The following is a 21,303-nucleotide window of genomic DNA, read 5'->3' on the forward strand; positions in this document are numbered from 1 at the left end:
GCCGTCTCCTAACGCATCGGCCCGAAATGCAATGTGTTACAGCGTAATTTGTGCGTCCAGCGGACGCACGTCGCTCTAACGTCCGATGTGCGGAGCCCTGTCTTGCGCTTCTGCAAGCTCGACCTGGCGCTGACGCTCGGCGTAGCGCGCGCGATCCTCGTCGGAACGGGCATCGAAGCAATGCGGGCATGAGATGCCGGCGGCGTATTTCGGCGATAACCGGTCCTGCCCGATCAGCGGATGCCGGCAGGCGCGACACAGTTCCGCCTCACCCTCGACCAGCCCGTGCGACACCGAGACGCGCTCGTCGAAGACGAAGCACTCGCCCTGCCAGAGGCTCTGTTCGGCGGGCACCTCTTCGAGATATTTCAGGATACCGCCCTTGAGATGGAACACATCCTCGAAGCCGAGCGACTTCACATAGGCCGTTGCCTTCTCGCAGCGTATGCCGCCCGTGCAGAACATGGCCACCGTCCGGCCCACGAGCTCGGCCCGGTGCTGCTCGACCCAGGCCGGGAATTCGCGAAAGCTCGTCGTGGCGGGATCGACCGCGCCCTTGAAGGTGCCGATCGATACCTCGTAGGCATTGCGCGTGTCGATGACGATAGTGCCCGCATCCGAGATCAGTGCGTTCCAATCTGCCGGTGCCACATAGGTGCCGGCGCTTGCCGCCGGATCGATATCCCTAACGCCCATTGTGACGATCTCGCGCTTCAGCCGCACCTTCATGCGGTGGAACGGCGTCTGCGCGGCGCTGCTGTACTTGACCTCGAGACCGGCGAGACCTTCGATGGATTGGAGATGATCGATGAGCGCGGCGATGTCAGCTTCGCTGCCGGCGACCGTGCCGTTGATGCCCTCATGCGCCAGAAGCAGCGTGCCCTTGATACTGCGTCCGCAGCAAAAGGCGGCGAGTGGTGCGCGCAACGCCTCGAAGCCGTCGAGCCGGGCAAACCTGTAGAGCGCGGCAACGCGGAAAGGTTGATTGGGCAGTGTCATCGCCGAAGCCACTAAACGCTCATGAAAGCCGATTCAAGGCTGACGCGTGGATCAGCCTCTCCCTGGTGGCTTTGACGGCCGGTGCTGACGGCATTGCCGGCAGTGCGTGACATCGCGACACGCTTCGTTTCGTGGACAGAAAAACGGCCTTCTGCTAACCGGTTGAACGGATCAATACCGGAGAGACGACAATGCCCAGCAAGACCGAAAAGCTCCTGTCGCTCCTCAACGGCCAACCGGTAATCCCGGTGCTGAAGATCGCCAACGTCGCCGATGCCGTGCCGCTGGCGCGTGCCCTGGCACGCGGCGGCCTGCCGGCGATCGAGATCACGCTGCGGACAGCTGACGCGCTGGAGGCGATCCGGCTTGTGGCAAGCGAAGTCGAGGGCGCCATCGTCGGCGCCGGCACCATTCTGGACGCCCGCCAGTTCGGCGAGGCGGCAGCAGTCGGCTCCAAGTTCATCGTCAGCCCCGGCATCACCCGCGAGCTTCTGGCGGCGGCGAAGGACAGCGACGTTCCGTTGCTGCCCGGTGCCATCACGCCGGGTGAGATCATGGCCGCCCGCGAGGCAGGCTTGCGTTTCCTGAAATTCTTCCCGGCGGAACAGTCGGGCGGCATCGCGTCGCTCAAGGCATTCGCCTCGCCGCTGGCCGATGTGCAATTCTGCCCGACCGGCGGCATCACCGGCAAGAACGCCGCCGACTATCTGAGCTTGCCCAACGTCATCTGCGTCGGCGGCTCCTGGGTGGCGCCGGACGATTTGGTCAAGGCCGGCAGGTGGGACGAAATCGAGGCGTTGGCGCGCGCGGCGAGCAAGCTCGGGCGGTAGAGAAACTCTTATCCCCAAGCGGACTGGCTGCATCGCGGCGTTTGTTTGCGAACAGCAAAAAGCCGCGCGGGTTGTCCGGCGCGGCTTTGTTTTGCTTGGTTGATCCGCTACTTGGTCTGGAAGCGGGCTACCGACATGAACTTGACGGCATTGCCGGTGAACCGGTTGGCGTCGGCCAGCTGATCGTTCGGCTGGAAGCCCGCGGTGTAGACCTCGGTCGGCGGCGTGTGCACGATATTGTAGGCATAGCGCGGCGCCGTCGTCGCGCTGGAGACGGTGGCGACATTCTCGCCGCTGTTCAATGCCCAGCGCGCGGCCTTCGGCTCGGCGGCGACCACCACGGATTTGGGACCAGGCTTCAGGTCACGGGCGGTTGCCCTGGCTGCCTTGCGGGTGGTCTTCACACCCGCACCGATCGCCGCGGCCGGATCCGAGCCGGCCGGACGGGTAAAGACAGCCTCGCGCGGCGATGCGGCATTGCCGTTCGCCGGATCGCTGAGAATCGAGCTCGGCTGGGAGAGCGAAGCGACCTGGTATTCGTCGGTTGCGCTGACCCGCTCGAGGACGGCCTTGACCGCATCGGATTGAACCTGGTCCGTCTGGCCCAAATCGGGCCGCTCCACGTCGGGCTGGGCCAAATCAGTCTGGGCCAAGTCAGGCTGCGCCAGATCGGGCCGAGCCGACGGCAGCACCGGGAACGCATCGGTAGCGGTCTTGCCGTGCCCGGCCGTATCCGCCAGCGCCAGAAGCACATCCTTGTCCTGCGGCGCAAGGTCGGCCGCTGCAAGGTCGGCCGGCAGCGAGTGATCGGGACGCCAGGTCGGCAACGGAATGTTGTTGGCCGCAACCTGCGCCGAATCGGCGACAGCGGACGGCTCGGCCATGCCGAAGGGAGCGCTTGCCGGCGCTTGCGCGGTCGCCACCGCCTGTTCAGTGGTGGCAGTGGCATCCGCCACGCCGAACGGAACGTTTTCGGGCGGCTGAGCGCCGACATCGGTCTTCGGACGCGGGGCGAAATCAGGCAGCGGCACACTGCGCGCCGGCAGCGCCGCGATGATCGTTTCCGGCGTGTCCTCCTCCGGTTCCGGAGCAGGCGCATCGGCGATTTGCGGAATCTCGGCGCGCTTCGCATCCTGAGGCGACACGATGGCAATGCCCGGAAGCTTGCTGTTCTTGGCGGCCGGCGCCGGCTTCGCGGTCGCCAGCTTCACGCTCTTTGACTTCGGCGCTGGCGCGGCTGCCACATCGGCGCTGTCATCGGCCTCGTCTTCACCGCCGCCGAAGAAAGCCGCCAGCAGACCACCGGACTTTTTGAAACCGCCACCTGCGCTGGCCAGTTCGATGGCGGGAGCGCCGGCGCCCTTGCGCGCCTTGTAGGAGGCGAGCGCCTGTGAATAGCCGGGCAGCGGCTTGCCGTCGCTCGGCACATGCAGCGTTTTGCCATTGGGGAACACACGCGCCAGTTCCTGGCGGCTGATGCCCGGCCAGTGGCGCACATTGCCGACATCCATGTGGACAAAGGGCGAGCCGGACCTCGGATAATAGCCGACGCCGCCGCCCTGCATCCGCAGACCGATGTCGCGCAGTTTCTTCAGCGGCACGCCGGGAATGTAGAAGTCCATGGCCTTGCCGAGCATATGCTGGCTTTTCTTGGCGACGCCCCTGCTGCGGCTGCGCAGCATCGAGTTGGTGGACGACGAACGATAACCGCAAACGACCTGGATATAGTCGGTGGCACCGCTCTGCCGGTAAGCCTCCCAGACCAGGTCCAGCAGGCGCGGATCCATCTTGGTCGGCTCGTTGCGGCGCCAGTCGCGCAGGATGACGTTGATCTTTTTCAGACCCGCCTGGTCGTAGCGGCCGCCGCGCTTGAAGACGATCTCCGCCTTCTCCTTGGTGTGGAGGTTATAGAGTTTCAGCGAACGTGTCTGGGCGCTGGCGCCGGTCGCAGCCGCTGTAAGGAAGCCAAAGGCGAGAATCACTGCTGCCAGCCATCTCGGCCAGACGCTCATGTGATAATGCCGCCCGTTTGTGTGTCGTTCGACTTTGTTCAAATCAAAAGGCCTTGCAGGCTGCCGTTTGTCCCCGGATTTGACCAACGGATGCGGTGGTGTTCGCATCCGAATATCGATCCTAATGGTTAATCATCGCTTATTGAAGCCGAAATGCGGTAACACCGTGGCAATATCCCGTCAAAAATATTGCGCGGGGTTTCTTGGTAAACTGCTGGTTTAGATCATGTTTCGGCCTTTGCTGAACACGATCTGTTACCGGCCGCCTCAATGCGTGAACACTGCCGGCAAGCGCGTCACCCCGACGCGCGTCACGCCCGGTCGATGACTGTCGATTGTCCTGGTGCCAGGCTGACAAGCTGGTCCGGACTTGCTTAGTCAGGAAGCAAGCCGGTCGATACGGCCTGTTTCCGGATCGATGCCGTACTCCTTGAGCTTCCTGTAGAGCGTGGAGCGGCCGATGCCGAGGCGGCGGGCAACTTCGCTCATCTGGCCGTTGTAATGGTCGATCGCGAGCTTGATCATTTCGAGTTCGACGTCGGCCAGCGCGCGCACATTGCCGCGTTCGTCGAGTGCCCGCAGCGTGCCGAATCGGGGCTGCGGCCTGGCCGGCGGATCGAGCTCGGTTGCAGCGATGCCGTTATCGGCCGGCACGTCCTCGCCAGGCGGCTCGATGACCAAAGGCGACGCGTGCAACGCGCCATCCGCATCGAGGTTGACGGTGCCCTCGACCTGCGCCCGGATCTGCGGAAACTCCTCTTCGGTCAGCACATCGCCTTCGCAAAGCACCGAGGCCCGGAAGACGGCGTTTTCCAGCTGCCGGATGTTTCCCGGCCAGTCGTAGGACTGCAGCATGGCGAGCGCCGCAGCCGAAATGCCGTGCAGGCGGTGACGTGGATCGGTGGGCGCAACCTTCTCCAGGAAGTGCTCGACCAGATACGGGATGTCGTCGCGACGATCGCGCAGCGGCGGCACGAAGATCGGATAGACGTTCAGGCGATAGAACAGATCCTCGCGGAATTTGCCGTCTTTGACCTGCTGCAGAAGATTGCGGTGTGTCGCCGAGATCAGCCTGATGTCGACCCTGATGGTCGAACGCCCGCCGACCGGATCGACCTCACCGTCCTGCACGGCGCGCAACAGCTTGACCTGCACGTCGAGCGGCAGGTCGCCGATCTCGTCGAGAAATAGCGTGCCCGAATGCGCTTCGACGAACTTCCCGGTGTGTTTTTCGGTGGCGCCGGTGAACGAGCCCTTCTCGTGGCCGAACAGGATCGATTCGACCAGATTGTCGGGGATGGCGCCGCAATTGACGGTAACGAAGGGTTTTGAGCGGCGATCGCCGCTGCCCTGGATGGCGCGCGCCACCAGTTCCTTGCCGACACCGGATTCGCCCTCGATAAGGATCGGGATGTTGGACGCGGCCGCCTTCTGGCCGAGACGGATCACCCGGTCCATCGCCGGGCTGTGCGTGATCATGTCCTTGAAGGTCAGATGGCCGCCGCGCCGCCGCGACGTGCGCTTCACTTCGCCCTCGACCGCCTCGACCTTGAGCGCATTGCCGATCGATGCCTGCAGCCTGTCGGGAGATGCCGGTTTGACGACGAAATCGAAAGCACCATGACGCATGGCCGAAACGACGGTCTCGATGCCACCCTGGGCGGTTTGTACGATGACCGGAACTTGGATGCCGCGCTCACGCATCGCCTTCAGCACGCCGATGCCGTCGAGGCCCGGCATGACGAGGTCGAGGATGACCACCGACACGTCGCGCGCGTTGGGCCCGTCGAGCGCGTCGAGACCGGCCTCGCCGCCATCCGTGATAATCGCGCTGTGGCCGAATTTCGTCACGGCCGCCTCGAGCAGCCTGCGCTGCACGGGATCATCATCGACTATGAGTATGGAACCTGTCATGACTGGTTCAACGATGCTCGCCCAATATGCCCACCCAAGGGAATCCGCCCTATGGATCATCTTGGCACAGGGTTCTAAATAAGGTTTCAAAAAACCCGGTGAACGAATTCCTTAGGATTTGACCGGCTTTCTCATACCCATTTGAATCTTTGAGTCTGGCCGCTTGGGTCCTGCAATCTGGAAAGTATCGGCAATGCGCATGGTTTTTGGTCGGCAGCTTGCGGCGGCAGCGTCCGGTCAGGGCGCGGCGGAGCTTGGCGACCTGCCGGAATGGGATCTCGCCGATCTCTATTCGGGGATGGACGCCCCCGAGCTGAAGCGGGACATCGCCAAGGCGGCGGCCGATGCCATCAGCTTCGAGAGCCGCTGGAAAGGCACGCTCGCAGCCGAGGCGGAGCGTGCCGACAGCGGCAGGCTGGGCGAGGCACTTGCCGAATATGAGGCGCTGGAGGAACTGATCGGCCGGATCGTCTCCTATGCCGGACTGATCTATGCCGGCAACACCGCGGATCCGCAGCGCGCCAAGCTCTATGGCGACATTCAGGAGAAGATGACCGACGCCAGCGCGCATCTTCTGTTTTTCGCGCTCGAACTGAATCTCATCGACGACGCCGCGATCGAAACCGCGCTTGCTGCCGATCCCGCATTCGCTCACTACCGGCCGTGGGTGCTCGATCTGCGCATGGACAAACCCTACCAGCTGGAAGATCGCGTCGAGCAGCTTTTCCATGAGAAGTCGATTACCGGACGCGGCGCCTGGAACCGCTTGTTCGACGAAACGATGACCGATCTGCGCTTCGACATCGATGGCGAGGAGCTGACCCTGGAGCCGGCGCTGAACCGCCTCCAGCACGCCGATGGCGAGGTGCGCCGCCGGGCCTCTGAAGCGCTGGCCGCAACCTTCCGCAAGAATCTGCGCACGTTCACGCTGGTCACCAACACGCTGGCCAAGGACAAGGAGATTTCCGACCGCTGGCGCGGCTTCGAGGACATCGCCGATTCTCGCCATCTCGCCAACCGCGTCGAGCGCAGCGTGGTGGATGCGCTGGCCTCAGCCGTTCGCGACGCCTATCCGCGTCTGTCGCACCGCTACTACCAGATGAAGGCGCGCTGGCTCGGCATGGAAGTGATGAACCACTGGGACCGCAACGCGCCGTTGCCGGAGACCCCGCAAGCGATCATCGGCTGGGACGAGGCCAAGAACACGGTGCTTTCCGCCTATCAGCGCTTTTCACCTGACATGGCGGAGATCGCGCGGGTTTTCTTCGACCGCAACTGGATCGACGCGCCGGTAAGGCCTGGCAAGTCGCCGGGCGCCTTCGCGCATCCGACCGTGCCGTCGGCGCATCCCTATGTTCTGCTCAACTACATGGGCAAGCCGCGCGACGTGATGACGCTGGCGCATGAGCTTGGTCACGGCGTGCATCAGGTGCTGGCTGCAGGCCAGGGCGCGCTGATGGCCTCGACGCCGCTGACGCTGGCCGAGACCGCATCCGTCTTCGGCGAGATGCTGACCTTCCGTTCGCTGCTGGACCAGACCACGGACAAACGCGAGCGCAAGGCCATGCTTGCCCAGAAGGTCGAGGACATGATCAACACGGTCGTGCGCCAGATCGCTTTCTACGAATTCGAACGCAAGGTGCATGCCGAGCGCAAGAACGGCGAACTGACATCCGACAGGCTCGGCCAGTTCTGGCTGGAAGTGCAGGCGGAAAGCCTCGGGCCGGCGATCAAGCTGCGCGACGGTTACGAGGTCTTCTGGACCTATATTCCACACTTCATCCATTCGCCCTTCTACGTCTACGCCTATGCTTTCGGCGACTGCCTGGTGAATTCGCTCTATGCGGTCTATCAGAATGCCGAGCGTGGCTTTCAGGAGAAATATTTTGCCATGCTGCGCGCCGGCGGCACCAAGCATCATTCCGAGCTCCTGGCACCCTTCGGCCTTGACGCCACAGACCCTGCCTTTTGGCAGATCGGACTTGGCGTGATCGGCGGGCTGATCGACGAGCTCGAAGCTTTGGACAATTGACGCACAGCGCTGAACATCCGGGGCTGACAGAACAGTTTAGCCGCGATGCATATTGAGACCATTCTATTCTTGCCCCTAAATATCTGTTCTTAAATAACTCTCCGTGGAATTTTTCCGTTAGCTTTCCGGAAGCTGTATGATAGCGTCCCGCCTCAAGCTCAGTCGGGCGCGGGGCTCAGGCCAGGAAAAAATCTTCGGTCCGGTCACGGCGCTTCGGCAAATGCGACAGCGGCCGTTGGCCATGGCAGGAAAAGCCGGTCGCCGACAGCTCGATCTAAGCCGGCTGTTCCGCGAACAGCGGAGCCACCATTGAATGGTCCTTGTGCCAAGGTCACCACTCCAGGCCACGGCAGATGGATCGGACTGGAGAGAAAGACAATGGGCACTTTTTTCTACATGCTCCTGGCGTTCCTGGTAGGTGTGTTGGTTGGCTGGTTTATCTGGGGACGCCTGCGTGGCGAGCTCGACGGCCTGCGCGGTGACATGGACCGCGCGCGCAGCGAGCGCGACAGACTGCGCGCCGACGCCGACCGCCTGACCGGTGAGCTGGAAGTCTGCCGCGGCGCCCGCGCCGACCTGGAGCGCCAGTTGGGCGAGGCACAAGGCACCAAGACCGGTGCGACAAAGGCAGCAATCCCGGCACCGTCGGCATTGATGGCGACATCCGCGCCGGCCAAGACCGCGCCGGCCAAGACCGCGCCGGCCAAGTCGACGCCGGCAAAGACCGCGTCCAAGAACGGGCCAGCAAAGACCGCGCCAGCCACGACCACGTCCAAGAAACCGGCGGCCGCGAAGGCCGCAGCCGCGCCGAAGGCCAGTGCGTCGAAAGCGAGCGCGTCGCAGGCAAGTGCGCCAAAACTTCCCGCATCGAAAACGGGTGCTGCACCGAAGAGCGCTGCGCCAGCGGCAAAGAAAGCCGCGACAACAAAGGCGGCGGCTGGCAAAGCCAGCAATTTGCGCCGCCTGATCGGCATCGGCCCGGCCAACGAGCGACTGCTCAACGGGCTCGGAGTCACAACCTATGCGCAAATCGCCGCCTGGACGGCCGCCGACGTCAAGCGAATCGAGGAGACGTTGAACTTCGACGGCCGCATCGAGCGTGAGCGCTGGATCGAGCAGGCGAAACTGCTTGCCGCCGGCGATGAGGAGGAATTCGCGCGTCGCTTCCCGACCGGGGGAACCGCGAGCAACACCTGAATTGCCTGCCGGGATCGAGCACATAACAGACCGGCGGTGCCTTCGAGGTGCCGCCGGTTTGCTTTTGCACCAAGGCTGCCTTTGCGTCTTGAGACGCCGCTCTCTCGATTGCGCGCGTTCGAGCCCCCATATAGAGCGATAGCTGGCGTCATCGATCGCAGCATCCGAGTCCCATGCCCCTGCCCTCTGCAATTTTCAGAAATGACGAGCGCGCGCATCAGCTCGTTTTCGACCGTCCGGCCGACATCATCGTGGCGCATGAGGCGGAGGATTTCCTGCCGGCGCTGGAAATCGCGCAGGCCGCGCATGACGCCGGCAAATGGCTGGCCGGATATTTCTCCTACGAGGCCGGCTACCTGCTCGAACCGAAGCTCGTTCCGCTGCTGCCGGGCGGACGCCGCGCCCCGCTTGTCTGCCTGGGGATCTTCGACGCGCCTGTCGAACAGGCGGTCGTGCCCAGCAACGCGCCGGCGACCAACGGTCCGATCTTCGATGCAAGGGCTGCCTGGTCTTCAGAAGACTACGCAAAACGCTTTGCGCGGCTCCACAATCACATTCGCAAGGGCGATTGCTATCAGGGCAATCTGACCTTTCCAGTTCGTGCGCAGTGGTCGGGCGATCCGCTGGCCGCCTTCGACGCGCTGACGGAGCGCCAGCCGGTGAAATACGGCGCGCTGATCGCGCTCGGCGATCCGGTCGTCTTGTCGCGTTCGCCGGAACTGTTCTTCGAGGTCGACGCCGAAGGCATGATCGAGACGCATCCGATGAAGGGCACCGCCCCGCGCGGCGCGACCAAGGCGGAGGACAAGCGGCTGAAGGCGTTCTTGCGCAATGACGAGAAGAACCAGGCTGAGAACCGGATGATCGTCGATCTCCTGCGCAACGACATCTCGCTGATCAGCGAGGTCGGCACGCTGGAGGTGCCGGAGCTTTTCCGCATCGAGAGCTACCCGACCGTCCATCAGATGGTGAGCCGCGTGCGGGCCAGGCTCTTGCCCGACCTCACCATCCGCCAGATCTTCGCTGCGCTGTTTCCATGCGGATCGATCACCGGGGCTCCAAAAATCCGCGCCATGGAAATCCTGCACGACCTGGAAGCCACGCCGCGCGATGTCTATTGCGGCGCCATCGGCTGGATCGCGCCCGGCGGCAGGATGCGCTTTTCGGTGGCGATCCGCACCATATCGCTCTTTTCCAGTGGCGAAGCCGTCTACAATATCGGTGGTGGCGTCGTCTTCGATTCGACCGCCGAGGAGGAGTATCAGGAGTGCCTGCTGAAAGCGCGCTACGCGACGGGAACACCGCCGATTTCGAGCTGATCGAAACCATGCGCTGGCAGCCGGGCCAAGGCTTCCTCCGTTTCGACCGCCATTTGGCCCGCCTTTATGGCTCGGCAGCCGAACTGGGTTTTGCCTGCGATCCGCAGAAGGTCGGCGAGATGCTCAGGAACGCCGTCGACCGGCCGGACATGGCCTTGCGCACACGCCTCGTCCTGTCGCGCAGCGGCAAGGTGACGGTCTCGGCGCTGCCTTACGAGCCGCATGCAGCCGACAAGGTGTGGAGGCTGCAACTGGCGCGGGTGCGGCTCGATTCAAGCGACACGCTGCTGCGCCACAAGACGAGTCGCCGGGACACCTATCAGCGGGCGCGAGCCGAATATCTGATCAGCCGGGCCGACGAGGTGCTGCTGGCCAACGAGCGTGGCGAAATCTGTGAGGGCACGATCACCAGTCTCTTCGCCGATTTCGGCGACGGCGCGCTGGCAACGCCGCGGCTCGATTGCGGCCTGCTGCCTGGCGTACTGCGCGGCGAATTGCTGGACGAAGGCCGCGCCCGCGAAGCAATCTACACCTTGGATGATCTGAAATCGGCCAAAGCGCTGTTCGTCGGCAATTCCCTGCGCGGATTGATCCCGGCGCGGCTGGGCTGAAAACGCAGCGAAAAGGCACCAGACAACACGCCCATGACTTTGTCTCGAGCATGGTTTTCCTTTGGGAGTTGGGAAGATGCGTCCGGCCCGGCAAGAATGGGCCGGACGCGCGGCAGCCGCTTGGGAGGAGCGACTATTCGCCTTTGTGGGTCTGACCGGAGCCGCCGACGGAAACGATGTTGAAGGGTTTGCCTTCGACAGCCATGTCGCCGGTTTTCTCGAACGATGTCGCATCAACGAGACGCAGCACGCCTTTCAAAGGATCCGTAACCACGATCGTGTCGCCGGCGACCGCGACGCGCGGCCTCGGCTCGCTCCAGTGACCGTCCATAGAATAGGGATCGGTCAGCTTGAGCGAGTTTGCGATCTCCCCCTTCACCACGTCGAGTTGGTGAAGCTGGCCGTCCTCGGTGAAGACGTAGGCGAACTTCGCACGAACGGGATCGACCGCGAAATGCACGCGGCGCGTCGGAAGGCTGATCAGCCTGAATGCGTCGCTCTCGACCGTCGGATCGATCAGCACCACCTTGTCGGCGCCGTAGTTGCCGAGGAAATATTGCAGGCCTCTGCCGCCGATCAGCGTCGTCGTTTTGCCGTCCGGCAGGCTATCGGCATAGGGTAGGTGACGGATCGCCGGGTGCCGTCGCCGTCGGTGACAACAAGCAGACCGGTCGCGCAGGCGAAGGCCAGGATATTGCCGGAAGACGCCTCCCCGTGGAGGTCGGGGCAGGCGTGGATGCCGCCGATCGGCGCGCCGGCTTCGTCAGCGACCCTGATGCCGACCGGGAGTTCGTCCGGCTTTTCCCTGTTCGGCTCCGACAGGAGAACATGGGAGCCATAGGCGACTGCGACGCCGTGCTGCGGCGCGTCCGTCTTCACTTCCCTGAAATCCGATTTGCCTTCCAGAACGGCCTTCTCGGAGATGATGCGGGCGACACCTTCGCCGTCGAAAAAAGCGGCGAGGTCTCCGTCATGCTCGACGAAATGCGACGGCTTCTTGCCTGCGATCTCGATGCCGGCAAGCTTCGGCGCTTCGACGTCGATGTCGCCGTGTTCACCGTGGTCCTCGAAGGAAATGCCGCTCGCGATCCCGGTAACGACGCCGGCCGCGCCCTGCACGGCGAACACGGTCCGGCCGCTTTCGCTCCGATGGAGCGATGCCGGCCCTTTGAGATGGAACGTGTCGAGCTTTTCGCCATCGACTGCATCGATTACGGTCACCTTCGGGTCCGCGTGATCTGAGATGAAGAGGCGCCAGGCGGTCACCTCCTCGGCATGGGCAGCACTTGTTGATAGAGACAGAAACAGCGCGATGGCCGTGGCTGACGCCCAATTTGTCCTCACGGTATTCTCCTTGAATGTTATCACATGACTGATTGTGGTCGACGAAGGGGCGGATTCCTCCGTGGCGGTCAGCTTCCGAGGATCGCGCCTTTGATCGTCGAGATGTTGTGCCGCACCATCTCGAGATACGTCGCAGCCGGGCCGTTCTTATCCGACAGGGCGTCGGAGTAGAGTTCACCGCCGACTTTCAGGCCCGTCTCGCTGGCGATCTGTTCGATCAGGCGGGGATTGGTGACGTTTTCCACGAAGATTGCCGAAGCCTTGTCTTGCCTGATCTGTTTGATGAGGGCCGCGACGTCGGAGGCCGAAGCCTCAGATTCGGTGGAGACGCCCTCCGGTGCGAGGAATTTTATGCCATATTCGTGCTCAAAATACCCATAGGCGTCGTGGGAGCTGATGATCGTGCGCTTGTCCTCGGGGATCTCAGCTACAGCAGCTTTGATCTCCGCTTCCAGTCCCTCAAGCTGCCGGCCGTATGATTGGGCATTGGCCCGATAGGTGTCACAGCCGGCCGCATCGGCGGCACAGAAGGCATCGGCGATGTTCTTCACATAGAGTTCGGCATTGTGCACCGACTGCCATGCATGAGGATCGGACTCGCCGTGATGATGGTGCCCTTCCTCATGGCCCTCTTCCGCCTCCGCGGCGTGCCCTTCCTCACCCTTGGCGGCCTTATCCTGATCGTGGTGACCTCCTTCCAGGGTGTTGCGCAACACCTCGCTGCCTTTGGTCAACTCCACGACCGGCGCCTTCGTCGCGCTCGCCTCGACGAGACGCTGAAGGAAGCCCTCGAACTGAAGGCCGTTGACCAGCACCACGTCGGCAGAACCGACGGTGGCCGCGTCGGCCGGCTTCGGTTCGTAGACATGGGCGTCACCATTCGGGCCGACCAGCGTGATGATGTCGACACGGTCGCCGCCGACATTCTTGGCGAAATCGGCGATGATCGAGAAGCTGGCGACAACCTTGAGGTTCTCGGCCGCGGCCACTGACGGGATGATTGGCAATGATGTTATGACGCCCACCACGGCGGCAAGCTTCAGCGTCCAGGACATTCGATCAACTCCTTCTGTTCAAGTGGCTCTGTGGGGACATATGCCGGGCGCGTGCCGAGCACGCTGCGCGCCGGCAAAGATGGAAGAATGTACGCCCGCCGACCGGATGACCGCCGGGCCGGACCATTCCGTCGGGATGGCTGTTGTAGCCCAGCGTGAGGTCTTGAAAGGTCACACCGACCGCCATTTGCTCCATCTCCACGGAAAGCATCAAAGTCAGCCCCGCTCTTGACGATCCGTTATGTTATGTTATCACGTTCGTCAATCGAAAACGTTATGTTATAACTCACGGTAACCGTTGTGCTCGAAACTGTGTGGAACACTAAGGAACAACGGATGCCTAGACGTAATCAGCAGTTGGTTCTCGGTGCGCTCGCGCGCTCCGAGCGGCCGATGGGGGCCTACGAACTGCTTGAACTCCTTCGCCAGGAAGGGCTCCGCTCACCGCTACAGATCTATCGCGCGCTGGATCGGCTCATCGAGGAGGGCCTGGTTCACAGGATCGAGAGCCTGAGCGCGTTCGCGCTTTGCGTCCACAGCGAATGCACCCATGGGCGCGCCGCCTTTGCAATCTGCGCGAATTGCGGGCGGGCAAGTGAGGTTCACGACCCGGCATTGGAGCGGGTGCTACGCCGGATTGCCCGACGGCAGGGCTTCCGAACCAAATCGGCCACGGTGGAGCTCTCGGGTCTGTGCGAGGCTTGCGCGCATGGATGAGACACCGGCCTTCCGTCCGCGGGCGATCCAATTGGCTTGTGTATGACCCAGCTGAAATCCGCAATCGAACATTTGGAGACGACCATGCCTCTCGAAGCCTCCCAGCAAATGCCCGTCACGGTTCTTACCGGTTACCTCGGCGCCGGCAAGACGACGCTGCTCAACCGCATTCTGACCGAACAGCACGGCAAGCGATACGCCGTGATCGTCAACGAGTTCGGCGAGGTCGGCATCGACAACGACCTTATCGTCGATACTGACGAAGAAGTCTTCGAGATGAATAACGGCTGCATCTGCTGCACGGTGCGCGGCGACCTGATCCGTATCATCGAGAGCTTGATGCGGCGCAGGGATCGTTTCGACGCCATCCTGATCGAGACGACCGGCCTTGCCGATCCCGCGCCCGTCGCCCAGACGTTCTTTGTTGACGACGATGTGAGGCAGAAGACGAAACTCGACGCGATCGTCACGGTCGTCGATGCGAAGCATCTCCTCGGCGAGTTGGATCATGCGCACGAGGCGCAGGAGCAACTCGCTTTCGCCGATATCGTCATACTCAACAAGACCGACCTGGTAACGCCGACCGAACTCAAGGCAGTGGAGGCGCGCGTTCGCAGGATCAACCCGACGGCTGCAATCAAGCATTCCACACGTTGCAATGTTCCACTCGACGTGGTTCTGGATCGCGGCGCGTTCGATCTGAACCGTGTCCTCGAAGTCGAGCCGGACTTTCTCGACGCAGAACACGAGCATGAGCATGACGATCACGTCACCAGCTTTTCTCTCGTCACGGAAACTTCGATCGATCCGAGCAAGTTCTTGCCGTGGATCCAGATGATCACACAGAAATTCGGCATCGACATGCTACGCATGAAGGGCATCCTGGCATTCAAGGGCGATGACGACCGCTTTGTCGTCCAGGCCGTCCACATGCTGCTCGAAGGGGACCACCAGCGCCCCTGGAAAGAGGGGGAGAAGCGCGTGAGCCGGCTGGTGTTTATCGGCCGCAACCTGCCCAAGGGCGTGATTGAAGACGGCTTCGTCAAATGCTGTGTCGACGTGGACTCTGTAGAGGCTCTGAGTGCGTAGGTTCGGCAAGGCGCCTTTGGGACAGGATTGTCTATGAATCGCCTCGCGAACCCACTCGCCCCGCGCGGGCTTGCCCTGCCGGAGAGACCAGCCAGATCAAGGTCTGGGTTCGCGAGGCCCGCGGGCTCGATGGCGACGTCGTGGTGTCCGTCACGGAACTCGTATGCCGCAAAGATGGCTGTCCCGACATCGAAACGGTGATCGGCATAATGCGTCCCGGCGAGAAAATCGAGACGATCAGGATTCACAAGGCAATCGCCGATGTGACCTCGCGCGATCTGCCGCAAGGGTGAATAGATTGGCGTATCCGCAGAATATTTGGCCTGTAGGCCAAAGCTGTGAGCGCTTGCGGAAGAGTCGCCGAGGCATCGTGCTGCGACCCGGATCGGGAACCGTCGACGAGAGCTAATGCTCGCCGCATCTTTCGCCGCGCAATTTGCTGGCGCTCGACTTTGCCCAACGCGACTACAAGGTTCTGATGGCCACGAACGGCTGGTCGTCCTCCTTAACCACGTGGCGAATGCGGCGTAGCTCGCGGTTTTTCGCTGGTTTATGACAATGATCTGTGGTTGTAGCGCTTGGCCGTCCGGCAAAGAATGCCCCGGCTTTTCAGCCTGTCTGAGGGAGTAATCGATAAAATGGCGAATGAAAACTGGCCCGTTTACGGCGAGATCACCGGCCCTGTCGTGATGATCGGCTTCGGCTCGATCGGACGGGGAACGCTGCCGCTGATCGAGCGCCATTTCAAGTTCGACAAGTCGCGCATGACGGTCATCGACCCACGCGATACCGATCGCAAGCTGCTCGACGAGCGCGACATCACCTTCGTGCAGGATGCGGTGACCAAGAAGAACTACAAGAAGCTGCTGACGCCGCTGCTGACCAAAGGCGGTGGCCAGGGCTTTTGCGTCAACCTCTCGGTCGACACCGGCTCAGTGGACCTGATGCGGCTCTGTCGCAAGCTGGGCGTGCTTTACATCGACACCGTCGTAGAGCCGTGGCTCGGCTTCTATTTCGATACCAAGGCCGACAATGCCAGCCGCAGCAACTACGCGCTGCGTGAATCCATGATCGAAGAAAAGCACGCGCATCCCGGCGGGGCGACCGCAATCTCCACCTGCGGCGCCAATCCAGGCATGGTCTCGTGGTTCGTCAAGCAGGCTCTGGTCAACCTCGCCACCGATCTTGGCCTCGAGTTCTCGGAGCCCGCGCAGCACGATCGCGAAAGTTGGGCCAGGCTGATGAAGAAGGCCGGCGTCAAGGGTATCCACATCGCCGAGCGCGACACACAGCGGACCAAGAAGCCGAAGCCGATGAACGTGTTCTGGAACACCTGGTCGGTCGAAGGCTTCATCTCGGAAGGGCTTCAACCGGCCGAGCTCGGCTGGGGCACGCATGAGACGTGGATGCCGAAGAACGCCAAGAAGCACAAGCATGGCTCGAAGGCCGCGATCTATCTGGAGCAGCCGGGCGCCAACACGCGTGTGCGCAGCTGGTGCCCGACGCCCGGTCCGCAATACGGTTTCCTGGTGACGCACAACGAGTCGATTTCGATCGCCGACTTTTTCACCTTGCGCGGCAGGAAGGGCAAGGTTCAATATCGTCCGACCTGCCACTACGCCTACCACCCCTGCAACGACGCCGTGCTGTCGCTGCACGAGATGTTCGGTGCCGCCGGCAAGGCGCAATCCGTGCATCACGTGCTCGATGAAAACGAACTGGTCGACGGTGTCGACGAGCTCGGGGTGCTGCTCTATGGCCACGACAAGAACGCCTATTGGTACGGTTCGCAACTGTCGCTGGCGGAAGCGCGCAAGCTGGCGCCTTATCAGAACGCCACGGGCATGCAGGTCACGTCTGCAGTGCTGGCGGGCATGGTCTGGGCGCTGGAAAATCCCGAGGCCGGCATCGTTGAGGCCGACGAGATGGACTACAGGCGCTGCCTGGAATTGCAGTCCCCTTATCTGGGGCCGATCAAGGGCTACTACACCGATTGGACGCCGCTCGATAACCGCCCTGGTCTGTTCCCGGAAGACCTCGACAAAAACGATCCATGGCAATTCCGCAACATCCTCGTTCGATAGTGCAACATCCCCGTTCGATAGCAATGTTTCACTGCCTTGCAATCGCCTGGAAATCGGGCGATTGAAGGAAAGGTGGGGCCTAGAGCGACGTGCGTCCATTTGGACGCACAAAGTATAGCGCTTTGAATGTACGCATCGTGCTTTCCGAAAAATCGGATCGATTTTCCGGCCGATGCGAGAGGAGAGGATTTTGATGATGACGATTGCGCGCAAACAGCTTTCGGCCGGCATTGTCGCGGCCGCTGCCGTCGCCTTAGCGGCGTGCACCACCGCCGGCCCGGGCGGGCCGTCATTGGCCACGCGCAACGCGGTCGAAGGCTCATGGATCGACGCGCAAGGCACCGGCCTGTCGACCTTCGCCGCCGGCAGCTTCAATACCGTCGCGACCGACACCGGCCAGAAACTTGCCGACGGCAGCTACACCATGACCGGCGGTACTTCGGTCGCGATCAATGGCACTTCGCTGATCCGCCAGACGCCGATAAGCTTCAACTGCTTGTTGATCTCCACCTCGCAGCTTAATTGCACCAGCGCGAGCGGGCAGAACTTTGTGCTGACGCGACGCACCTGAGCCCATACTGAACTGCTTTGCAAAGGACGGCGGCTTGAGGACGCCGTCCTTTTTGCGCCGGCAAAGCTGGCCCCGATTCCGCTTGCATCACCTAAAACGCGATGTGAACATGGGCGAAAAGCTGGCTGTTATGTTCCAGTCGAGCAAGGGCGTTAAACAGGTCATCCGGGAGACGAAGATGAAGAAGATCGCCGCCATTGCCGCCCTGTCGGCGTCTACGCTTGGCCTGTCAGCCGGGGTGTCCTTTGCCGACTACACGCTGAACATCCTGCACATCAACGACTGGCATAGCCGCATCGAAAGCAACAACAAATATGAATCGACCTGCCCTGCCGAAGAGGAGGCCAAGGGCGAGTGCACCGGCGGCGCGGCGCGGCTGATCACGGCGATCGGCCAGGAGCGCAAGAAGCTGGAAGGTCAGAACGTGCTGCTGCTCAGCGCCGGCGACAATTTCCAGGGTTCGCTCTTCTACACCACCTACAAGGGCAAGACCGAAGGCGAATTCCTCAACCAGATGAAATTCGACGCCATGGCGGTCGGCAATCACGAGTTCGACGACGGCGAGGCGGCGCTGGCGCCGTTCCTGGATATGATCAAATTTCCGGTGCTCGGCGCCAATGTGAAGGCCAACGCGCAATCCAAGCTGGGTGACCGCGTGAAACCGTCGATCGTGATCGAGGTCGGCGGCCAGAAGATCGGCGTCGTCGGCGCGGTCACCAACGACACGCCGGAGCTTGCTTCGCCAGGCCCTAACGTCACGATCGAGGACGACGTCAAGTCGATCACGTCAGAGGTCGAGAAGCTGAAGGGAGAAGGCGTCAACAAGATCATCGCGGTCACCCATATCGGTTACAAGCGCGAGCGCGACGTCATCGCCAAGATCCCAGGTGTCGACGTGGTGGTCGGCGGCCACAGCCATTCGCTGCTGTCCAACACCGACCCCAAAGCTGAAGGCCCCTACCCGACGATGGTCGACAATCCGGACGGCTACAAAGTGCCGGTCGTCCAGGCGGCGTCCTATTCGAAATATCTCGGCGAGTTCAAGGTCGTGTTTGACGACAACGGCGTCGTCAAGCAAGCCAGCGGCGACCCGATCTACCTCGACAAGTCGATCACGCCAGATCCCGCGGTGCTTGCCCGCATCAAGGAGCTCGGCGCGCCAATCGAGGCATTGAAGAACCAGGAGGTCGCCGAAACTACCAAAGCGATCGACGGCAGCCGTGAGAACTGCCGCACCCGCGAGTGCGAGATGGGCAATCTCGTCTCCGATGCCGTCCTTGACCGCGTCAAGGACCAGGGTGTGGAGATCGTCATCACGAATGGCGGCGGTCTGCGCGCTTCGATCGACCAGGGCACCGTCACCATGGGCGAAGTGCTGAACGTGCTGCCGTTCCAGAACACATTGGCGACCTTCCAGATTTCCGGCAAGGATCTGATTGCCGGGCTCGAGAACGGTCTCAGCCAGATCGAGGACGGCGCCGGACGCTTCCCGCAGGTTGCCGGCCTGAAGTACTCATTCGACAAATCGGCTGCCCCGAATGCCGGGCGCGTCAAGTCGGTCGAAGTCATGCAAGGCGGCGCGTGGACCCCGATCAATCCGGACAAGGATTACCTGGTCGCCACCAACAACTATGTGCGCCAGGGCGGCGACGGCTACAAGGTGTTCGCCGACAAGGCCAAGAACGCCTATGATTACGGACCGGGCCTCGAACAGGTGGTCGCCGATTATCTCAGTGCACATCGGCCCTATACGCCGAAGCTCGATGGCCGCATCACCGAGACCACGGCCGCCGCCGCGGCGGAACCGGCCCAGGAACCGGCGAAGCCGGCCGAGGCTGCGCCCGCTCCGGCCGAGCCCGCAAAACCAGCAGAAACGGCTCCAGCAGCGACTGCGGAGCCGGCGATGCCCGAACCGCCGGCTGGTTCGGACGATATCGCCACGACGCCGCCAGCCGTGCCGGCGGAACCCGCCCCGGCAACGCCGGCACCTGCCGAGCCGGCAAAGCCAGCCGAGACGGCGCCCGCGGCACCGGCTCCTGCGGCGGAACCGGCCCAGGAACCAGCCAAGCCAGCCGAAGCTGCGCCTGCCGAGCCGGCAAAGCCGGCCGAAAGCAGCCATGTGATCGTTGCCGGCGACACCTATTGGGATCTGGCGGAAAAAGCCTATGGCGATGGCGCCAAGTGGAAAACGATCTCCGACGCCAACAAGGACTATGAGCCGCGCCGCCTTCCCGTCGGCGTGACCTTGACCATCCCGGCCGCAAACTAAATTCTTCCGTCATTGTTGGAAAACCCGTCCGGGTAACCGGGCGGGTTTTCTGCTTTCCGCCTGAGGTAAGATAAGGTGCGGCCAGACGCTGCATTGAAAACCGGCGCGGCATCGCTAGTTTCGCGCGGTGTCCGGAGATCCCTTATGATGCTTTCCAACCCTGTCGATCCCAAGGCTGCGAAGGTCCTCGGCCCGCCGCCGGCAGGACAGCCGCCGGTCGGGGCGGGCAGGATCGGCGTCATGCTGGTTAATCTCGGCACGCCCGACGGCACAGAATTCAAGCCGATGTGGCGCTATCTCAGGGAATTCCTGTCCGATCCGCGCGTCATCGAGCTCAACAAGGCGATCTGGTACCCGATCCTCTACGGGCTGGTTCTCACCACGCGGCCGAAGAAGTCGGGCGCCAACTATGCCAGGATCTGGAACCGGCAGCGTAACGAGTCGCCGCTGCGCACCTACACCCGCGCTCAGAGCGAAAAGCTGACCGAGGCGCTGCGCGACCTGCCCGGCGTCACCGTCGACTGGGCGATGCGTTACGGCAATCCTTCCACCGAGAGCGTCGCCAAAGGGCTGGTCGCGCAGGGCTGCGACCGCATTCTCTCTTTTCCGCTTTATCCGCAATATTCCGCCACCACCACCGCGACCGCCAACGACCAGCTGTTTCGCGCGCTGATGAAGATGCGCCGCGCCCCGGCGATCCGCAGCGTGCCGCCCTACTATGCCGAACCGGTTTATATCGAGGCGCTTGCCCGTTCGATCGAGCGTCATCTGGCGACCCTCGCTTTCGAGCCGGAGGTGGTCATCGCCTCCTATCACGGCATTCCGAAACCCTATTCCGACAAGGGAGACCCCTATCAGGCCCATTGCCTTGAGACGACCCGGCTGCTGCGGGAAAAGCTCGGCTGGGATGAGAAGAAGCTGATCACCACGTTCCAGTCGCGCTTCGGTGCGCAGGAGTGGCTGCAGCCTTACACCGACAAGACGGTCGAGAAATTGCCCGGAGAAGGCGTGAAATCGATCGCCATCGTCAATCCGGGCTTTTCCGTCGACTGCATCGAGACGCTGGACGAGATCGGCAGGGAGGCGGCCGAGACTTTCCATCATGCCGGCGGCGAGAAGTTCGCGCACATCCCTTGCCTCAATGACAGTGCCGAGGGCATGGCGGTGATCGAGGCGATGGTGCGGCGCGAACTGTCGGGCTGGATCTGAAGCGGATACAATCGCGCGCCGCTAACCCGCTTTCTATGCACCGTAATCCAC

16 protein-coding genes and 1 pseudogene are annotated in these 21,303 nt (G+C 62.4%); 12 read left to right on the top strand and 5 right to left on the bottom strand.

What is annotated here, in order from left to right; translation table 11 throughout:
• Positions 1-75 precede the first annotated feature (75 nt).
• Complete coding sequence (gene trhO / locus ACWUKX_RS20195) at positions 76-999, bottom strand: oxygen-dependent tRNA uridine(34) hydroxylase TrhO (RefSeq protein ID WP_456008609.1); 924 nt, start codon at positions 997-999, stop codon at positions 76-78.
• Between the two features lie 191 nt (positions 1,000-1,190).
• Here trhO and ACWUKX_RS20200 point away from each other — a divergent pair, with 191 nt between their 5' ends.
• The gene (locus tag ACWUKX_RS20200; protein WP_456008611.1) at positions 1,191-1,829 is read left to right on the top strand and encodes a 2-dehydro-3-deoxy-phosphogluconate aldolase; all 639 of its coding nucleotides are present in this window, start codon (positions 1,191-1,193) and stop codon (positions 1,827-1,829) included.
• A 107-nt stretch (positions 1,830-1,936) separates the two neighbouring features.
• Here ACWUKX_RS20200 and ACWUKX_RS20205 read toward each other — a convergent pair whose 3' ends face one another.
• Both ACWUKX_RS20205 and ACWUKX_RS20210 read right to left on the bottom strand, forming a co-directional pair.
• Complete coding sequence (locus ACWUKX_RS20205; protein WP_456008612.1) at positions 1,937-3,841, bottom strand: DUF882 domain-containing protein; 1,905 nt, start codon at positions 3,839-3,841, stop codon at positions 1,937-1,939.
• Between the two features lie 378 nt (positions 3,842-4,219).
• The gene (locus ACWUKX_RS20210; RefSeq protein ID WP_456008614.1) at positions 4,220-5,755 is read right to left on the bottom strand and encodes a sigma-54-dependent transcriptional regulator; all 1,536 of its coding nucleotides are present in this window, start codon (positions 5,753-5,755) and stop codon (positions 4,220-4,222) included.
• A gap of 193 nt (positions 5,756-5,948) precedes the next feature.
• Here ACWUKX_RS20210 and ACWUKX_RS20215 point away from each other — a divergent pair, with 193 nt between their 5' ends.
• The 4 genes from ACWUKX_RS20215 (at position 5,949) to ACWUKX_RS20230 (ending at position 10,914) form a co-directional block, all read left to right on the top strand.
• Positions 5,949-7,787 carry a M3 family oligoendopeptidase gene (locus tag ACWUKX_RS20215; RefSeq protein ID WP_456008616.1) on the top strand — a complete coding sequence of 613 codons (1,839 nt, stop codon included), beginning with the start codon at positions 5,949-5,951 and terminating at the stop codon, positions 7,785-7,787.
• Between the two features lie 378 nt (positions 7,788-8,165).
• Positions 8,166-8,984 carry a proton-conducting membrane transporter gene (locus ACWUKX_RS20220; protein WP_456008618.1) on the top strand — a complete coding sequence of 273 codons (819 nt, stop codon included), beginning with the start codon at positions 8,166-8,168 and terminating at the stop codon, positions 8,982-8,984.
• A 173-nt stretch (positions 8,985-9,157) separates the two neighbouring features.
• Positions 9,158-10,303 carry an aminodeoxychorismate synthase component I gene (locus ACWUKX_RS20225; protein ID WP_456008621.1) on the top strand — a complete coding sequence of 382 codons (1,146 nt, stop codon included), beginning with the start codon at positions 9,158-9,160 and terminating at the stop codon, positions 10,301-10,303.
• Positions 10,252-10,914, top strand: coding sequence for an aminotransferase class IV family protein (locus ACWUKX_RS20230; protein WP_456008623.1), 663 nt, complete (start codon positions 10,252-10,254; stop codon positions 10,912-10,914). The genes ACWUKX_RS20225 and ACWUKX_RS20230 overlap by 52 nt, the downstream gene beginning before the upstream one ends.
• Before the next feature lie 133 nt (positions 10,915-11,047).
• Here ACWUKX_RS20230 and aztD read toward each other — a convergent pair.
• Positions 11,048-12,258, bottom strand: a pseudogene (gene aztD / locus ACWUKX_RS20235) (zinc metallochaperone AztD).
• Positions 12,259-12,326: 68 nt separating this feature from the next.
• Positions 12,327-13,313: a zinc ABC transporter substrate-binding protein AztC gene (gene aztC, locus ACWUKX_RS20240; protein WP_456008625.1), complete on the bottom strand. Its 987-nt coding sequence runs from the start codon at positions 13,311-13,313 to the stop codon at positions 12,327-12,329.
• A 336-nt stretch (positions 13,314-13,649) separates the two neighbouring features.
• Here aztC and ACWUKX_RS20245 point away from each other — a divergent pair, with 336 nt between their 5' ends.
• The 7 genes from ACWUKX_RS20245 (at position 13,650) to hemH (ending at position 21,252) form a co-directional block, all read left to right on the top strand.
• Entirely contained in the window at positions 13,650-14,030 is a 381-nt protein-coding gene (locus ACWUKX_RS20245; RefSeq protein ID WP_456008627.1) for a Fur family transcriptional regulator, read from the top strand.
• An 84-nt stretch (positions 14,031-14,114) separates the two neighbouring features.
• Entirely contained in the window at positions 14,115-15,119 is a 1,005-nt protein-coding gene (locus ACWUKX_RS20250; RefSeq protein WP_456008629.1) for a CobW family GTP-binding protein, read from the top strand.
• Between the two features lie 143 nt (positions 15,120-15,262).
• Positions 15,263-15,412 (top strand): hypothetical protein, encoded by a 150-nt coding sequence (locus ACWUKX_RS20255; protein WP_456008631.1) that lies wholly within the window; start codon positions 15,263-15,265, stop codon positions 15,410-15,412.
• A gap of 345 nt (positions 15,413-15,757) precedes the next feature.
• Positions 15,758-17,203: a homospermidine synthase gene (locus ACWUKX_RS20260; RefSeq protein ID WP_455846604.1), complete on the top strand. Its 1,446-nt coding sequence runs from the start codon at positions 15,758-15,760 to the stop codon at positions 17,201-17,203.
• Between the two features lie 196 nt (positions 17,204-17,399).
• Positions 17,400-17,774: a hypothetical protein gene (locus ACWUKX_RS20265; protein ID WP_065007649.1), complete on the top strand. Its 375-nt coding sequence runs from the start codon at positions 17,400-17,402 to the stop codon at positions 17,772-17,774.
• 178 nt (positions 17,775-17,952) lie between these two features.
• Positions 17,953-20,043, top strand: coding sequence for a 5'-nucleotidase C-terminal domain-containing protein (locus ACWUKX_RS20270; protein ID WP_456008632.1), 2,091 nt, complete (start codon positions 17,953-17,955; stop codon positions 20,041-20,043).
• A 144-nt stretch (positions 20,044-20,187) separates the two neighbouring features.
• Positions 20,188-21,252, top strand: a complete 1,065-nt coding sequence (gene hemH, locus ACWUKX_RS20275; protein ID WP_456008633.1) for a ferrochelatase — start codon at positions 20,188-20,190, stop codon at positions 21,250-21,252.
• Positions 21,253-21,303 lie beyond the last annotated feature (51 nt).

This window comes from Mesorhizobium sp. f-mel, from assembly GCF_053850215.1.

Excerpts from the sequence above, each read along its gene's own strand:
- trhO (WP_456008609.1), bottom strand. The coding sequence starts at position 999 with ATGACACTGCCCAATCAACCTTTCCGCGTTGCCGCGCTCTACAGGTTT.
- ACWUKX_RS20200 (WP_456008611.1), top strand. The coding sequence starts at position 1,191 with ATGCCCAGCAAGACCGAAAAGCTCCTGTCGCTCCTCAACGGCCAACCG.
- ACWUKX_RS20205 (WP_456008612.1), bottom strand. The coding sequence starts at position 3,841 with ATGAGCGTCTGGCCGAGATGGCTGGCAGCAGTGATTCTCGCCTTTGGC.
- ACWUKX_RS20210 (WP_456008614.1), bottom strand. The coding sequence starts at position 5,755 with ATGACAGGTTCCATACTCATAGTCGATGATGATCCCGTGCAGCGCAGG.
- ACWUKX_RS20215 (WP_456008616.1), top strand. The coding sequence starts at position 5,949 with ATGCGCATGGTTTTTGGTCGGCAGCTTGCGGCGGCAGCGTCCGGTCAG.
- ACWUKX_RS20220 (WP_456008618.1), top strand. The coding sequence starts at position 8,166 with ATGGGCACTTTTTTCTACATGCTCCTGGCGTTCCTGGTAGGTGTGTTG.
- ACWUKX_RS20225 (WP_456008621.1), top strand. The coding sequence starts at position 9,158 with ATGCCCCTGCCCTCTGCAATTTTCAGAAATGACGAGCGCGCGCATCAG.
- aztC (WP_456008625.1), bottom strand. The coding sequence starts at position 13,313 with ATGTCCTGGACGCTGAAGCTTGCCGCCGTGGTGGGCGTCATAACATCA.
- ACWUKX_RS20245 (WP_456008627.1), top strand. The coding sequence starts at position 13,650 with ATGCCTAGACGTAATCAGCAGTTGGTTCTCGGTGCGCTCGCGCGCTCC.
- ACWUKX_RS20250 (WP_456008629.1), top strand. The coding sequence starts at position 14,115 with ATGCCTCTCGAAGCCTCCCAGCAAATGCCCGTCACGGTTCTTACCGGT.
- ACWUKX_RS20260 (WP_455846604.1), top strand. The coding sequence starts at position 15,758 with ATGGCGAATGAAAACTGGCCCGTTTACGGCGAGATCACCGGCCCTGTC.
- ACWUKX_RS20265 (WP_065007649.1), top strand. The coding sequence starts at position 17,400 with ATGACGATTGCGCGCAAACAGCTTTCGGCCGGCATTGTCGCGGCCGCT.
- ACWUKX_RS20270 (WP_456008632.1), top strand. The coding sequence starts at position 17,953 with ATGAAGAAGATCGCCGCCATTGCCGCCCTGTCGGCGTCTACGCTTGGC.
- hemH (WP_456008633.1), top strand. The coding sequence starts at position 20,188 with ATGATGCTTTCCAACCCTGTCGATCCCAAGGCTGCGAAGGTCCTCGGC.